The following is a 14,354-nucleotide window of genomic DNA, read 5'->3' on the forward strand; positions in this document are numbered from 1 at the left end:
GGTCTCGACGAACTGGTCGACCGGCACCGCACCCGGCTCGTCGGACTGTGGAAGGACTGCCCCTGGCCGCTGTACACCACCTGCTGGTTCGGCGTGGTCGAGAGACCTTCGCTCGCCTCGCGCACCGACCTGGACGCGAGACTGACCGACCAGCTGGCGTCCGAGCTGACGTCGCTGCCGACACCGTGGGACCTGCCGGGAACGCCCGTACCCGTCACGCCGGACAACGCCCTGCGCCTCGGGGCGAGATCAGCGTGCTAGCAGAAGACCGACAGCCGCCGCCCCCACGCCCAGCGCCACGCTGACCACGACGTTCAGCAGCGCCGAGCGGTACTTCTCGCCCTCCAGCAGCTCGACCGTCTGGTAGCTGAACGTCGAGTAAGTCGTGAGCCCACCACAAAAACCGATCCCCAGCAGCGGCATCCACGACGTCCCCACGATGAACCCGATGAGGAAGCACCCCAGGACGTTCACCGCCAACGTCCCGAACGGGAAGTCCGAGGACACCCGCGCCGACACGAACCGGTCCAGCAGGTACCGGCACGGCGCCCCCAGGGCAGCTCCGAGGAACACCACCAGCGCGGTCACCGGGTCACCCGCAACCCCAGAAACGCCGCAGCCACAGCACAAACCGGTGTGGCCAGCAGCGCCCAGGACCACGAAGCGGCGTAGGACGAGAACGTCGTGAAGCCGCCCAGCACTCCGACCCCGAAGAACGCCCGGACCAACGGCCTGGGCACCAGCCCCATCAACACGCCGATCAGGAACGACCCCAGCACGTTGATCAGGAACAGGCCCCAGGCCCCGGGCACCAGAAGAGACAGCCCGTACCGCGCCACCCCGCCGAGCCCGCCCCCCAGGGACACCAGCGACACGAACGCCACCGAGTCAGGCTGACGGTTCGGCAAGGTGCTCCACCAGGTGGTCCAGGGCCTTCAACGCGCGCACGACGTCCTCGCGTTCCGACGCCTCCAGCTTGCCCAGGGCGGCGCCGATCCGCTTCTCGTGTTCGCGCTGCCACACGAGCAGCTGTTCGTGTCCACGGGGTGAGACGGATAGCCGGGCTACCCGTCTGTCCTTGGGGTCTCCACCCCTCACCACGAGGCCCGAGTCGATCAGTTGGGACACCAGTCCGGACACGGTGTTGGGGGCCAGCCGCAGGACGCCGGCGAGGTCGCCCACCTTCATCGGCGGGCGTTCCGCGAGGGTCTGCAGCAGCTCTACCTGCGCCATCGGCAGGGATTCCCACGGCCAGTCCGCACGGATGCTCGTCCGCAGCGCCCGGCGCAGGCGAGTCACGACGTCGGTGAGCGTGCGGGCTTCGTCTGACATGCAGAAATCTTACTGAACCGGCATCAACAGCTCTGGGTCAGACATGTTGCTGGAGCACCGAAACCGAGCGGCACTCACTTCCCAATGGGCAGGATCGCCACTCAGGCACTCGTCACCCTTTCCAGTGATTGCGTCTGCCGCGCGCTTGCGGAGCCTCAGTAGCGTGGGCGCATGGCTGAACAGGTGAGCTGGGTTCCGGAAGGCGTCGACACGGGCAAGCCGAGCGCCGCGCGCCTGTACGACTACCTGCTCGGCGGCGGGCACAACTTCGCGGCGGACAGGGCGCTCGCGGAGAAGTTCCTGGAGGCCCAGCCCCACGCCCGCACGGTCGCGCGGCTGAACAGGGCGTTCCTGCGCCGGGCCGTGCTGTTCATGATGGACAACGGCATCCGCCAGTTCCTCGACCTCGGCTCCGGCATCCCGACGGTCGGCAACGTGCACGAGATCGCGCGGAAGGCGGACCCGTCGGCCCGGGTCGTCTACGTGGACTTCGAGGAGGTCGCGGTCGCGCACAGCCAGCTCATCCTGGAGGGCGACCCGCTCGCCGCGATCGTCCAGGAGGACATGACCCGGCCCGGCGTCGTGCTCGAAGCGGTGCGCGCCACCGGACTGCTCGACTTCACCCGTCCGGTCGGGGTGCTGACGGTGGGTGTCTTCCACTTCGTGCCGGACGAGGCGGACCCCGCGTCGATCGTCGCCGCCTACCGCGACGCCGTGCCCGACGGCAGCTACCTGGCGTTCTCCCAGTTCACCCACGACCTGCGGCCCGAGGAGATGGCCGGTGTGGTCGAGGTGATGAAGAAGAGCCAGAACCCGGTCCACCCGCGCACCAAGTCCGAGGTCGAGAATCTCTTCGACGGGTTCGAGCTGGTGGAGCCCGGTGTGGTGCCGTCGCCGCTGTGGCGGCCGGAGGGCACGAACACCGACGACCCCGACAAGGCGGCGATCTACGCGGCAGTAGGCCGTAAGGGCTAGCACGGCGCGGTGATGTTGGCCCGGGAGGCGCAGGATCCGTACGCTCTGTCACAGGATGGAACTTCCGGAGATCGCCGCCCGCTGGATGCACGCGTTGACCTCGACCGCGTACATCCCGCTGTCCCACGCCGAAATCGAGCGCGCTCTGCTCGACTCGCTGGCCGAGCTCCCGGACTCGCCTGAATCCGTCGCCACTCGACTGGTGTCACTCCACGCAACCGGTCCCGACTCGTTGCGCGTCACCATCGAGGTGCTCTCCCCCACCTTCGAGCTGCCGCTGCTCGCGCGGTTGAGCTCCGCGTACGCGCAGGCCATGCGGATGGACGCGTTCGACCAGCAGGAGCAGGTCAAGGTCGCCATCGTGCGGGCCAAGCAACGGGTCGAACGCACGCTCAAGGTCAGCCAGGCGCGCTTCCGGGAGGTGTTCGACTCCGCCGCGCTCGGCATCGCGATCACGGACCTCACCGGCCGGTGCGTCGAGGCCAACGACGCGCTCGCCGAGATCGTCGGGCTGGCGTCCGGCGCGGACATGCACGAACGCGACCTGCGCGACTTCTACCACCCCGACGACCTGCTCACGCTGGGCGCCTCGTACCGGCAGGTGAGCGAGGGCCGCCTCGACCGGTTCCGCGACCAGCGCGAGCTGATCCGCGCCGACGGCGAACCGGTGTGGGTGCACCTCGTCGTGTCGGTGCTGCGCGACGCGGACGGCGAACCGACGCACCACGTGACGATGGTCGAGGACATCAGCGAGCTGCACCTGTTGCAGCGCAGCCTCGACCACCAGCTGCTGCACGACTCCCTCACCGGCCTGTCGAACCGCCAGCACTTCCTGTCCCAGGTCGAACGGCAGCTCGACGGCGAGCCGATCACGCTGTACCACCTGGGCCTCGACGCGTTCTCCGTCGTCAACAACGGCCTGGGCCACGACACGGGCGACAAGCTGCTCAAGATCGTCGCGAACCGCCTCGGCAAGCTCGCCGACGACAGGCGGGCCGTGGTGGCGCGGATCGGCGGCGACGAGTTCGGGCTCCTGACGACCGGCGACAACGTCACCGCGACCGTCGAGGAGATCCAGGAGGTGCTCGGCGAACCGACCTTCGTCGACGACCACGGCATCGCGCTGTCGGCCAGCATCGGCGTCGTCGACCGGCCGCCCGCGTTCGCCACGGCCGCCGAGCTGATGCGGTGCGCCAACGCCGCCCTGCGCCAAGCGAAGGCGCGGGGCAAGCGGCAGTGGGCGTTGCACGACCCGCACGACGACGCCCGCCGCCGCGGCAAGTACGCGCTGGCCGCGTCGATGCCGGGCGCGTGGGAGCACGGCGAGGTCGAGATCGTCTACGCGCCGGTGCACGACCTGGAGACCCACGAGGTGCTCGGCGCCGTCGCCCGCCTGCACTGGGACGACCTGAGCCACAACGACACGATGGCCCTCGCCGACTCGACGGGCCTGTCGCTGCCCATCGGCCGCTGGCTGCTGCGGGAGGCGTGCGCGCAGGCCGCCAGATGGGTGGAACGGTTCGGTGACGGGGCGCCCACGCTGCACATCGCGTTGGGCGCCTTGCAGTCCAGGAACGAGGACCTGGTCGCCGACGTCAAACGAGCGCTCGACGAGACGGGCCTGCCGCCAGAACGGCTCCGCATCGCCCTGGACATCTCCTCCGTGCTCGCCGGCGACGACAACGCGCTGGTGCTGCACGACAGCGGCATCGTCACGGCCTTGGACGGCTTCCGCGGCGGCCACGACGAACTGGCCGTGCTGACGGAGGTGCCGGTCCGCACGGTGATCACCCGCGCACCCGCCCCGAGCCAGGACTCCCCGCTGCACCAGGCGATGCGCGGCCTCATCGCGACCGTGCACGGCTTCGGCGTGCGGTTCGCCGCCGACGAGGTGCACACGACGTCCGAGGCCGACGACTGGCGCGCCGCCGGAGCGGACGGCGTCATCGGGCTGCTTCCCGCCCTCACCGCCGACGAGGTGACGGAGCTGCTGGCTAGAGCTGCTTCACCGCCGCCAGCAGCTTCGTGAGCGAGTCCTTCGCGTCGCCGAACAGCAACGTCGTCTTCGGGTTGTAGAGCAGCTCGTTGTCCACGCCCGCGAACCCCGGCCGCATCGACCGCTTCATGAACACCACGGACTTCGCGCGGTCCACGTCGAAGATCGGCATGCCGTAGATCGGGCTCGCCGGCTCGTCGCGCGCGCCGGGGTTCACCACGTCGTTCGCCCCGACCACCACCGCCACGTCGACCGACGTGATACCGGGGTTGACGTCGTCGAGCTCCTTGAGCTGCTCGTACGGCACGTCCGCCTCCGCCAGCAACACGTTCATGTGCCCCGGCATCCGCCCCGCGACGGGGTGGATGCCGTACGACACGGCGACTCCACGCCGTTCGAGCTGCGACACGAGCTCCCGCACCGCGTGCTGCGCCTGCGCGACTGCCAACCCGTAACCGGGCACCACGACGACGTTGTTCGCGTACCCCAACAGGATCGCGACGTCCTCGACCGTCCCCGACTTGACCGTGCGCTGCTCTTCCTGGTGTGCCGCGGCGGTTGTCGCCTTGAACGCGCCGAAGAGGATGTTCGTGAGCGACCGCCCCATCGCCTGCGCCATCAACCGGGTCAGGATCGTGCCGGACGCGCCGACGAGCGTGCCCGCGACGATCAGCAGCGTGTTCGCCAGCACGTACCCGGACGCCGCGACCGCGAGTCCGGTGAACGCGTTGAGCAACGAGATCGCGATCGGCACGTCCGCCCCGCCGACCGGCAGCACGAACAACGCGCCGAGCGCGAGCCCGACCACCGCCAGCAGCCACAGCAGGAACCCGTTCGGCACGATCATCGTCAACGCGCACAACGCGACCGACGAGACCGCGGCGGCGATCGCGAGCTGCTGCCCGGCCGGCAGCAGCACCGGCCGCGTCGTCATCAGCTCCTGGAGCTTGAGGAACGTGACCACCGAGCCGGAGAAGCTCACCGACCCGATCAGCACCGTCAGCACGGTCGCGAGCCGGAACAGCACCGTGGTCTCCGGCACCGCGAAGAACTCGGCCAGCGCGACCAGCGCCGCCGCGGCGCCGCCGACACCGTTGAACAGCGCGACCATCTGCGGGATGGCGGTCATCTTCACCGAGCGGGCGGCCGGAATGCCCACGACGACACCGAGTGCGACGGCGAGCAGGATCCACAGTCCGTTGTGGACGACGCCGTGGACGTAGGCGGTGACGACGGCGACCAGCATGCCGAACGCGCCGATGAAGTTGCCGTAGCGCGCGTACTTGGGCGAGCTCAGGCCTTTGAGCGCCAGGATGAAGCAGAGCGCGGCGACGAGGTACATCAGCTGGACGATCATTTCTTGAACATCTCCAGCATCCGGTCGGTCACCACGAACCCGCCCACGACGTTCACCGTCGCCAGGAACACCGCGAGCAACCCGAGCACCAGCTCCAACGTGCTCTCCGCCGAGCCGGTGATCAGGATCGCGCCCACCAGGATCACGCCGTGGATGGCATTCGCGCCGGACATCAGGGGCGTGTGCAGGATCGTGGACACCTTCGAGACCACCTCGAAGCCCACGAACACGGCCAGCACGAAGATCGTCAGCAGGTCGATCACGGCAACTCCTTGCGGATCTCACCGTCGTGGGTGAGGCAGCAGCCGTCGAGCACCTCGTCGTCGAGGTCCGGCCGCACGGCGCCGTCCACGAGCATCAGCTTGAGCAGGTTGACCACGTTGCGCGAGTACAGGCGGCTCGCGTGCACGGGCATCGACGACGGCAGGTTCTGCGCACCGTGCACGAGCACGTCGCCGACCCAGATCTCCTTGCCCGCCACGGATCCCGCGTAGTTGCCGCCGGACTCCGCGGCCAGGTCGACCAGGACGGAACCCGGTGCCATGGCCTTGAGCATGTCGGTCGTCACGAGCTCCGGGGCCTTGCGGCCGGGGATCGCCGCCGTGGTGATCACGACGTCGGACGCCGCCACGTGGTCGCCGATCAGTTCCCGCTGGCGTTCCAGGAACTCCTCGGACTGCACGGACGCGTAGACGCCGGACTGCGTCTCCAGGTCCAGCTCCAGGAACTTGGCGCCGAGGCTGCGGACCTCCTCGCCGGCGGCCTTTCGGACGTCGTAGGCCTCGACGACGGCGCCGAGACGACGGGCGGTCGCGATGGCCTGCAGGCCCGCCACGCCGGCTCCCAGCACGAGCACCTTGGCCGGGGGCACGGTGCCCGCGGCGGTGGTGAACATCGGCAGGAAGCGCGGGAGCCGTTCGGCGGCGACGAGGACGGCGCGGTAGCCGGCCACCAAAGCCTGTGACGACAACGCGTCCGCCGTCTGGGCGCGGGTCACGCGGGGCAGGAGGTCGAAGCTGAACGACGTCACGCGGCGTTCGCGGTAGACCTCCAGCAGCTCCCGTTCGGCGCCGGGCTGCAGGAAGCTGATGGTGACGGCACCGGGTTTCAGCCTGGCGGCCTGCTCCAGGCCCAGCGGCTGGACGGACACGACGACGTCGGACTCGGGTGCCGGGTCCTCGGGCGTCACGGTGGCACCGGCCGCCCGGTAGGCGGCGTCGAGGGCGTGGGCGTGGCGGCCGGCGCCCTCCTGGACGTGCACGGTCAGTCCGGCGTCGACCAGCGACGGCACCGTTTCCGGTACGCAGGCGACTCGGCGCTCGGCGGGCCGCGACTCTGCGGGTGTTCCCACTTTCACCGTACGCACGTTACGCGATCAAAGGTGACCTGGGCCACATCACAGTTGCCAGAGAACCGCACCGGCGAGCGTGAGACACCCGGCCAGCCCGACGGCGGGCACGAAGCGCTTGCCGAGCGTCCACGCGCTGGCGTTGGCGATCGCGTAGTAGAGCAGCACGCAGAACGAGCTGAACACGATCGCGCGCGTGACGTCGACGGTGAGCACCAACGCCACCGCGACGAGCCCGGTGCAGACCTCGGCGACGCGCAGGTCGGCCAGCGGCGCGGGCAACCGGCGGTCGCGCGCCATCGCCAGCGCGGTCCGCGACACCCCGAGCTGGAGCGAGAGCAACGACCCGAGCGCGGCCAGGCAGGCACCGACCCGGATCACGGGCGCCAGGGACGGCGAGACGTCCGCGAGGGTGGAGGAAGCGAGATCGGCACCCAGCGCGTTCAGGGACACCAGCGCGACGACCGCGTAGACGACGAGCGTGATCGCCAACGAGATGACCACGGCACGGGGGATCGTCCGTTGCGGTTCGCGGACCTCCTCTCCGAGAGTGGCAATGCGCGCGTAGCCGGCGAACGCGAAGAACAGCAGCGCGGCGGCGGGAAGGATTCCTGCGGGCAGGAACTCCGCCGGCTGCACGGCGTCGCGGGCGGTGACCGCGGTGGTGGCCAGCACGAGCAGCACGACGACCACGACCACGCGGGTGGCGAGCGCGGACTTCTGGACACCGGTCAGGTTCAGCACGGTCAGCACCGCGACCGCCGCCACGGCAACGGGTTTCGGCCATCCGGCGTACGTGCCGACGGTCAGCGCCATGGCCGCGCACGACGCCGTCTTGCCGAGCACGAACGCCCACCCGGCGAGGTCGCCCCAGACGCGGCCGAGGCGTTCGCGACCGTAGACGTACGTGCCGCCGGACTGCGGGTACCGGGCGGCGAGCCAGGCGCTCGACAACGCGTTGCAGCAGGCGATCACGCCCGCGATGACGAGGCTGACGAGCAATCCGGACCCGGCGGCCGCCGCGGCGGGGGCGAAGACCGCGAACACCCCGGCGCCGATCATCGAGCCGAGCCCGACGAAGACGGCGTCGGTCAGCGAAAGACTGCGGGTGAGCTGCACCCGGTCAGTGTGCCGCCAAAATCAATGCGGTACGGGACATCCGGTGGGCTGTGCCGCGGGGAAGAAGTTCGGCAGCAGTTCCTCCGTGTCGTAGTAGCGGTGGTACACCGGCGTGAGCCCGCCCGACACGGGAGGCACGATCCAGGACCAGTCCGCGGGGCAGGTGCGTCCGGCGGCCTCCTCCTTCTCGAGGTGGGTGAGGAACCTCTTCGACTCGGTGTGGTGGTCGGTGATCGTGACCCCGGCCTCGCCGAACGAGTGCAGGACGGCGCGGTTGAGCTCGATCAGAGCCCTGTCGCGCCACAACGTCGCCTCCGACGACATGTCCAGGCCCATCCGTCTGGCGATGTACGGCAGCAGGTCGTACCGGTCGTGGTCGGCGAGGTTGCGGGCGCCGATCTCGGTGCCCATGTACCAGCCGTTGAACGGCGCCGACGGGTAGTCGATCCCGCCGATGCGCAGCCGCATGTTGCTGATCGCGGGGACGGCGTGCCACTTCACGCCGAGCGCGCCCAGCCACGGCAGGTCCGGGTGCGATAGCGGCACCTCGAGGACGGCGTCGGCCGGGATCCTCAGGATCGCGGGCTCGTGCCCCTCGCAGGACACCAGGACCGGCAGGACGTCGAACGGGCCGCGGATGACGGGCGGCTCCCAGCCCCGCTTCAGCGCGAGCTCGGTCAGCGCGAGGTTGCGGCCGTCGCCGAGCACGCCTCCGTCGGCGCCCCGGTAGGCGGCGTAGCGGATGATCTGCTCGTTATGGATCACGGGGGCGTTCGTGCCCGGCTCCGCCGGGGCGAAGACCGTGATGACGGGGCGGATCTTGCCCTTGTTGGTGGCGACGCGGAGGTGTTCGATGCACTCCTTCGCCACCTCGGCGGGAGCGGACACCTCGCGCAGGTCGCGCACCTTCAGGCTCCGCCAGTAGAGGCGGCCGATGCACCTCGAGCTGTTGCGCCAGGCCACGCGGGCGCCGAAGGTCAGTTCGGCGGTCGTGTGGCGGTAGGTGCCGGTCGCGGCGATCTCCGCGTGCACCTCGGCCAGGCGGGCTTCGACGGGCCCGAGCTCGGGGTTCTCGGAATGGTGTAGCCGGATGAAGTCCTCTGCCTCGGCGATGTCGACGTCGCCGAGCTTCTCGACCTGCGCCGGGGGAAGCGCCGTGAGGGAACGGGGCAAAGCGTCAGTCGGGACGGGGGTCATGCCGGGCCACCGTAGTCGCGCTTCGGTGGAGCGGGAACCGCCTCTCGCGCTACTCCATCCGGATCATGCGGCCACGTCTGACACGCTCAGAAGTCCTTGATCCCTCAACCGGGTGACAAAGGGTGGGACAAAGAGTGATTTCGTACTGTTATCTCCTCGAAATCAAACCTTGATCGGTGATCTAGGTCACGGATGAATCTGCCCCGTTCGAGTGAACTAGGCGGGCAATTCCCACGTAGAGAATCGAGACATTCCCCGTACGGCCGCGGAAGAGGGCAACGCGCGGAGGACGAAGTTCCGCGCTGCCACGGCGATCGGCGACCGCAGCTCGATCCCGAACTTCCCCGCCATCCGCGACCCGCGCCACACGGCCTGGGTGCGCGGCCTCCTCAACGCGTCGTACCGCGCGAGGTCGCCGTTACAGGCGGCCAGCGTCACCGCGTCCTCCAGCGCCATGCACGCCCCCTGCCCGAGGTAGGGCGTCATCGCGTGCGCGGCATCGCCCAGCAACGCGACCCGTCCCGACACGAACGTCGGCAGCGGCGGCAGGGCGTGGATGTCGTGCCGGACCACGTCCGCGGTCGTGGACATCAACGAGGGCAACGGGTCGTGCCAGCCGGCGAACAGCTCCGCGGGGTCCAGGTCGGCCCCGGCGGGCGCCACTGCGGCGACGTACCAGCAGACCCGGCCGTCCCCCAGCGGCAGGACCCCCGCCTCGCCGCCGGGACCGAGTGTCTGCGAGATCGGCAGGTCGTACGGCCCCGGCGCCACCCCTCGCCACGCCGTGGCCCCCGCGTACACCGGTCCCGGCGCGTCGGGCAGCAGTTCCCCGCGCAGCCGGCTGCCGATGCCGTCCGCCGCCACCACGAGGTCCGCGTCCAGGTCCTCAACGCTCGTCACCTCGGCGTTGTTGAAGAGGATCTCCGGCGGTAACGCCCGCAGCAGCACACCGTGCAGATCGGCCCGGTGCATCGCGATGACCCTCTCCTGACCGACGTCGGGCAGGTGCACCAGCCAGCGCCCGTCGGAAGACCGCACCCCGCCCGACACCCGCGGCGTGCCGAGCCGCCTGACCTCGGCGTCGATGCCCATCCACTCCAGCGCGCGCATCGCGTTCGGCATCACGCCCACACCGGCGCCGATCTCGCCGAACGCGGCGGCGCGCTCGTGGACCTCGACCTCCCAGCCGACGCGCCGCAACGACACCGCCGCGGCCAGTCCGCCGATGCCGCCGCCCACCACGATCGCCTTCATCCTCTGCCTCCTCTACAGCTGTAGAGAATCTACACCTGTAGAGTCCGGTGGCGAAGGGAGACGACGGGCACATGCGCAAGGACGTGATCACCGACGCCGCGATCGCGTTGGTGGCCGAGCAGGGCATGCGCGGCCTGACCCACCGCGCGGTCGACCGCAGGGCCGGCCTGCCGGAGGGCTCCACCAGCGCGTACTTCCGCACCCGCAAGGCGTTGGTCGAGGGGTTCGTGGCACGCCTGGCCGAGCAGGAACGCCTCGACGTCGCACCGGATCCCGCCGACGTCGCGGGCAGCATCGCCAGGACGCTCGACGGCTGGCTCGTCGAACGGAACCGCACGCTCGCCCGGTACGCGGCGATGCTGGAGGCGACGCACCACCCGGAGCTCAGGTCGATCCTGGAGCACTCGCCGCGCGCGCAGGCCACTGCACTCGCGACGATGCTGGGCCACGCCGATCCCGAACGGGCGGGCGCGCACTTCACGGCGTTCCTGGAGGGCCTGCTCTTCTACCGGCTCGTCGGCGCCGGGAGCGCGCTCGGACCGGCGCCGGGCACGCCGGAAAGCGTCGCCGACCTGCGGATCGCGGTCGAAAAGGCGTTGCGGCCGTAGGTACGTTGGGTCTCATGGGATTCGGGTACGGGGTCTTCTACCTCTGATCTCGGACGTGTGCCACCGCGCAACACGTCCTGATTTCGCGTACCCAGAAGAGGATCCCCGTGCGTTCGCATGTCCACCTGACGACCCAAGACCTCACCAAGGGCTATGAGACCGGCCCCGTCGTCGACGGTGTCTCGCTGACTGTCTCCGCAGGTCACCGGCTCGGCATCATCGGCGAGAACGGCCGCGGCAAGACCACCCTCCTCCGCCTGCTCGCCGAGGACCTGGCGCCGGACCAGGGAACTGTCTCGCGGCACGGATCGTTGAGCCTCGTACGACAGGAAATGCCGTTCCAGGACGGCGAAACGGTGGGGGACCTGCTGTCCGAGGCACTGCGCGAGAGCCGCTCCGCACTGTCCGAACTGGACAGTGCCGCCGAGCCGTTCGACGAGCTGCGGTACGGGAAGGCGCTGGCCCACGCCGAGGCCATCGAGGCGTGGGACGCCGACCGCCGCGCCGAGATCGCGCTGGAGGCGCTCGACGCCGGCCACGACAGGTCGTTGCCGCTGCGGCACCTCAGCGTCGGGCAGCGCTACCGGGTCCGGCTCGCGTGCCTGCTCGCCGAACGCGCCGACGTCCTGCTGCTCGACGAACCCACGAACCACCTCGACGCGGACGCGCTGGCGTTCCTGACCGAACGCCTGCGGGAGCACCACGGCGTCGTGGTGCTCGTGAGCCACGACCGCACGTTGCTCGACGACGTCTGCACCCAGCTGCTCGACCTCGACCCGGCGCCGGACGGCGCGGTGCACCTGCACGGCGGCGGCTACCGGGCGTTCAAGGAGGCCAAGCACGCCGAACGGCAGCGGTGGGAGCAGCGCTTCGCGCAGGAGGAGGCCGAGCACGACGAGCTGGCGGAGAAGGTCGACCGGGCCCGGTCCCGCCTGCGGGACGGCTGGCGTCCGCCGAAGGGCGCGGCCAGGCACAAGCGGACCACGCGCGCGGCGAACGGGATGCGCACCGTCGCCCGCCGGTTGGAGGAGCTCGACGACCAGCGCGTCGCCGCTCCCCCGCCCCCGCTGCGCTTCACCCCGCCGGAGCTGGAGGCGAGCGGCGACCTGCTGCACGCCACCCCGCTCGAGGTGCCGGGCCGGCTGAGCCTCACCGAGCCGATCTCGCTCGGCGCGGGCGACAAGGTGCTGGTCACCGGACCCAACGGCGCGGGCAAGTCGACGTTGCTGACCGTCCTGGCCGGTCGCCTGACGCCCGCGACCGGGACGGTCCACCGCACCGGCCGGGTGGCGCTGCTCGCCCAGGAACCCGCGTTCGAGGACGAGGACACCACCGCCGCCCGGCTCTGCCCACGGGCGGAGGAGCTCGGCCTGCTGGCGGGGAAGGACCTCACGCGGCCCGTCTCGCGGCTGTCCACCGGTCAGCGCAGGAGGCTGGAGCTGGCGATCCTGCTGAGCACCGGTCCGCACGTCCTGCTGCTCGACGAACCGACCAACCACCTGTCGATCGCGCTGGTCGACGAACTGACGGAGGCGTTGCGGCGGACGAGGGCCGCCGTGGCCGTCGCGACCCACGACCGGCAGATGCGGACGGATTTCGACTCGTGGCGGCCGGTGGTCCTGAATTCGTCTTCACGAGTTCATGAATTTTCTGTAGCTTCAGAAGCAGGTCTTCTGCCGAGCACTGGGAGGTGTGCGAGATGACCGAAGTGATCTCCGAGAAGCTGCCCACCACGCGACCCACCCCGTTCGACCCGCCCACCGAGGTCGCCGAGATCCGCGAGCAGGCCCGCATCAGCAGGCTGCGGTTCTCCGACGGCCACCTCGGCTGGCTGGTCACGGGCCACCACCAGGTGCGCGAGGTCCTGGCGAGCCCGAAGTTCACCACCAACCCGAACAAGCACCACATGCTCGACCTGCGGTTCCAGGGCGAGATCCCGGAGGGCGGCCGGAAGGTCCAGCCGGGCATGTTCCTGAGCCAGGACCCGCCGGACCACACCCGGCTGCGCAGGATGCTGCAGGGCCAGTTCACGGTCCGGCGGATGAACCAGCTGTCCGACTGGATCGGCGAGATCGTCGACGACCAGCTCGCGCACCTGCGGTCGCTGGGCGGCAGGGCGGACCTCGTCAAGGAGTTCGCGCTTCCCGTGCCGTCACTGGTGATCTGCGCCATGCTGGGCGTCGCCTACGACGAGCGGCACAGGTTCCAGGAGGACACGGCGACGCTGCTGAGCCTGGAGTCGACGTTCCAGGAGGCCATGGACGCCCTGGCGCGCATCCAGGACTTCATGCGCGAGCTGATCGCCCGCAAGAAGGAGACGCCGAGCGACGACATGATCAGCGACCTGCTCGCCACCGGGGAACCGACGGACGAGGAAGCGTCGAACATGGCGCTGCTGCTCCTGCTCGCCGGGCACGAGACCACGGCGAACATGCTGGGCCTCGGCACGTTCACGCTGTTGCGGCACCCCGACCAGCTCAAGATCCTCAAGGACGAGCCCGAGGTGCTGGACAACGCCGTCGAGGAGCTGATGCGCTACCTGTCGATCATCCACTTCGGACCGGTGCGCACCGCGGCCGAGGACGTGGAGATCGACGGGCACCTCATCGAGGCCGGGGACACGGTGCTGATGCACGTGCCCGCGGCCAACCGCGACCCGGAGCGGTTCCCGGGCAACCCCGACGAGCTCGACCTGCGCAGGCCCGCCTCCGGCCACGTGGCGTTCGGTCACGGCATCCACCAGTGCCTGGGCCAGCAGCTCGCGCGGATCGAGATGCGGATCGGGTTCTCCAAGCTGTTCAGCGAGTTCCCGGACCTGCGGCTCGACGCCGATCCCGACGACGTGCCGCTGCGCACCGACATGGGGATCTACGGCGTGCACTCGTTGCCAGTAGCGTGGTCGTCATGAGGATTTCCGTTGACCAGGCGAAGTGTTGCGGTTCGGGAATGTGCGTTTTGACCGACCCGGACCTCTTCGACCAGAGCGAGGACGACGGCACGGTGGTGCTCCTGGTGGAGGAGCCCGACGCCGCGCACGAGGCGACCGCGAAGGAAGCGGCCGGTCTGTGCCCGGCGGGGGCCATCACCGTCAGCTGAGCCGTTGCCAGGAGCTGCCAGGCGACGAAAAGTGCCCTGTCGCCTGGCACCAACGGCTGTCGTGAGGTCGTA

16 protein-coding genes are annotated in these 14,354 nt (G+C 70.0%); 7 read left to right on the forward strand and 9 right to left on the reverse strand.

All coding sequences use genetic code 11. The features are described 5' to 3' along the window. A partial coding sequence (locus VF330_RS07160) for a hypothetical protein (protein ID WP_330850711.1) occupies nucleotides 1–261 on the forward strand: 261 nt, incomplete at its 5' end. Here VF330_RS07160 and crcB read toward each other — a convergent pair. From crcB to VF330_RS07175, 3 genes are read right to left on the reverse strand one after another with little or no spacing between them, the layout of a single operon-like run. Beyond that, the gene (gene crcB / locus VF330_RS07165; protein WP_330850712.1) at nucleotides 250–588 is read right to left on the reverse strand and encodes a fluoride efflux transporter CrcB; all 339 of its coding nucleotides are present in this window, start codon (nucleotides 586–588) and stop codon (nucleotides 250–252) included. The two genes, VF330_RS07160 and crcB, sit on opposite strands and share 12 nt — an antisense overlap. Beyond that, the gene (locus VF330_RS07170; protein WP_330850713.1) at nucleotides 585–884 is read right to left on the reverse strand and encodes a fluoride efflux transporter FluC; all 300 of its coding nucleotides are present in this window, start codon (nucleotides 882–884) and stop codon (nucleotides 585–587) included. The genes crcB and VF330_RS07170 overlap by 4 nt, the downstream gene beginning before the upstream one ends. 4 nt (nucleotides 885–888) lie before the next feature. Further along, nucleotides 889–1,332, reverse strand: coding sequence for a MarR family winged helix-turn-helix transcriptional regulator (locus tag VF330_RS07175; protein ID WP_330850714.1), 444 nt, complete (start codon nucleotides 1,330–1,332; stop codon nucleotides 889–891). Between the two features lie 171 nt (nucleotides 1,333–1,503). Between VF330_RS07175 and VF330_RS07180 the strand changes: the two genes are divergently transcribed. Together VF330_RS07180 and VF330_RS07185 are read left to right on the forward strand one after the other, a co-directional pair. Beyond that, nucleotides 1,504–2,307, forward strand: coding sequence for an SAM-dependent methyltransferase (locus VF330_RS07180; RefSeq protein ID WP_330850715.1), 804 nt, complete (start codon nucleotides 1,504–1,506; stop codon nucleotides 2,305–2,307). Nucleotides 2,308–2,362: 55 nt separating this feature from the next. Next, a complete protein-coding gene (locus VF330_RS07185) occupies nucleotides 2,363–4,336 on the forward strand; it encodes a diguanylate cyclase domain-containing protein (RefSeq protein ID WP_330850716.1) in 1,974 nt (657 codons plus the stop codon). Here the strand turns inward: VF330_RS07185 and VF330_RS07190 are convergent. The 6 genes from VF330_RS07190 to VF330_RS07215 form a co-directional block, all read right to left on the reverse strand. Further along, nucleotides 4,302–5,660, reverse strand: coding sequence for an NAD(P)(+) transhydrogenase (Re/Si-specific) subunit beta (locus VF330_RS07190; protein WP_330850717.1), 1,359 nt, complete (start codon nucleotides 5,658–5,660; stop codon nucleotides 4,302–4,304). The genes VF330_RS07185 and VF330_RS07190 overlap by 35 nt on opposite strands. After that, entirely contained in the window at nucleotides 5,657–5,923 is a 267-nt protein-coding gene (locus VF330_RS07195) for an NAD(P) transhydrogenase subunit alpha (RefSeq protein ID WP_198680616.1), read from the reverse strand. The genes VF330_RS07190 and VF330_RS07195 overlap by 4 nt, the downstream gene beginning before the upstream one ends. Next, entirely contained in the window at nucleotides 5,920–7,017 is a 1,098-nt protein-coding gene (locus tag VF330_RS07200) for an NAD(P) transhydrogenase subunit alpha (protein WP_330850718.1), read from the reverse strand. Before VF330_RS07200 ends, VF330_RS07195 begins: the two co-directional genes overlap by 4 nt. Before the next feature lie 39 nt (nucleotides 7,018–7,056). Then, nucleotides 7,057–8,127, reverse strand: a complete 1,071-nt coding sequence (locus VF330_RS07205; RefSeq protein WP_330850719.1) for an APC family permease — start codon at nucleotides 8,125–8,127, stop codon at nucleotides 7,057–7,059. 21 nt (nucleotides 8,128–8,148) lie between these two features. Next, a complete protein-coding gene (locus VF330_RS07210; RefSeq protein ID WP_330850720.1) occupies nucleotides 8,149–9,324 on the reverse strand; it encodes a nitric oxide synthase oxygenase in 1,176 nt (391 codons plus the stop codon). Between the two features lie 216 nt (nucleotides 9,325–9,540). Further along, nucleotides 9,541–10,578 (reverse strand): FAD-dependent monooxygenase, encoded by a 1,038-nt coding sequence (locus VF330_RS07215; protein WP_330850721.1) that lies wholly within the window; start codon nucleotides 10,576–10,578, stop codon nucleotides 9,541–9,543. A gap of 71 nt (nucleotides 10,579–10,649) precedes the next feature. Here VF330_RS07215 and VF330_RS07220 point away from each other — a divergent pair, with 71 nt between their 5' ends. The 4 genes from VF330_RS07220 (at nucleotide 10,650) to VF330_RS07235 (ending at nucleotide 14,282) form a co-directional block, all read left to right on the forward strand. Continuing rightward, a complete protein-coding gene (locus VF330_RS07220) occupies nucleotides 10,650–11,186 on the forward strand; it encodes a TetR/AcrR family transcriptional regulator (protein WP_330850722.1) in 537 nt (178 codons plus the stop codon). A 107-nt stretch (nucleotides 11,187–11,293) separates the two neighbouring features. Next, the gene (locus VF330_RS07225; RefSeq protein WP_330850723.1) at nucleotides 11,294–12,889 is read left to right on the forward strand and encodes an ABC-F family ATP-binding cassette domain-containing protein; all 1,596 of its coding nucleotides are present in this window, start codon (nucleotides 11,294–11,296) and stop codon (nucleotides 12,887–12,889) included. Further along, a complete protein-coding gene (locus tag VF330_RS07230) occupies nucleotides 12,886–14,094 on the forward strand; it encodes a cytochrome P450 (protein ID WP_330850724.1) in 1,209 nt (402 codons plus the stop codon). Before VF330_RS07225 ends, VF330_RS07230 begins: the two co-directional genes overlap by 4 nt. Further along, nucleotides 14,091–14,282, forward strand: a complete 192-nt coding sequence (locus VF330_RS07235) for a ferredoxin (RefSeq protein ID WP_330850725.1) — start codon at nucleotides 14,091–14,093, stop codon at nucleotides 14,280–14,282. Before VF330_RS07230 ends, VF330_RS07235 begins: the two co-directional genes overlap by 4 nt. Nucleotides 14,283–14,354 lie beyond the last annotated feature (72 nt).

It is taken from the genome of Lentzea sp., from assembly GCF_036380075.1.
In the GTDB taxonomy this organism is placed as follows: Bacteria; Actinomycetota; Actinomycetes; order Mycobacteriales; family Pseudonocardiaceae; genus Lentzea.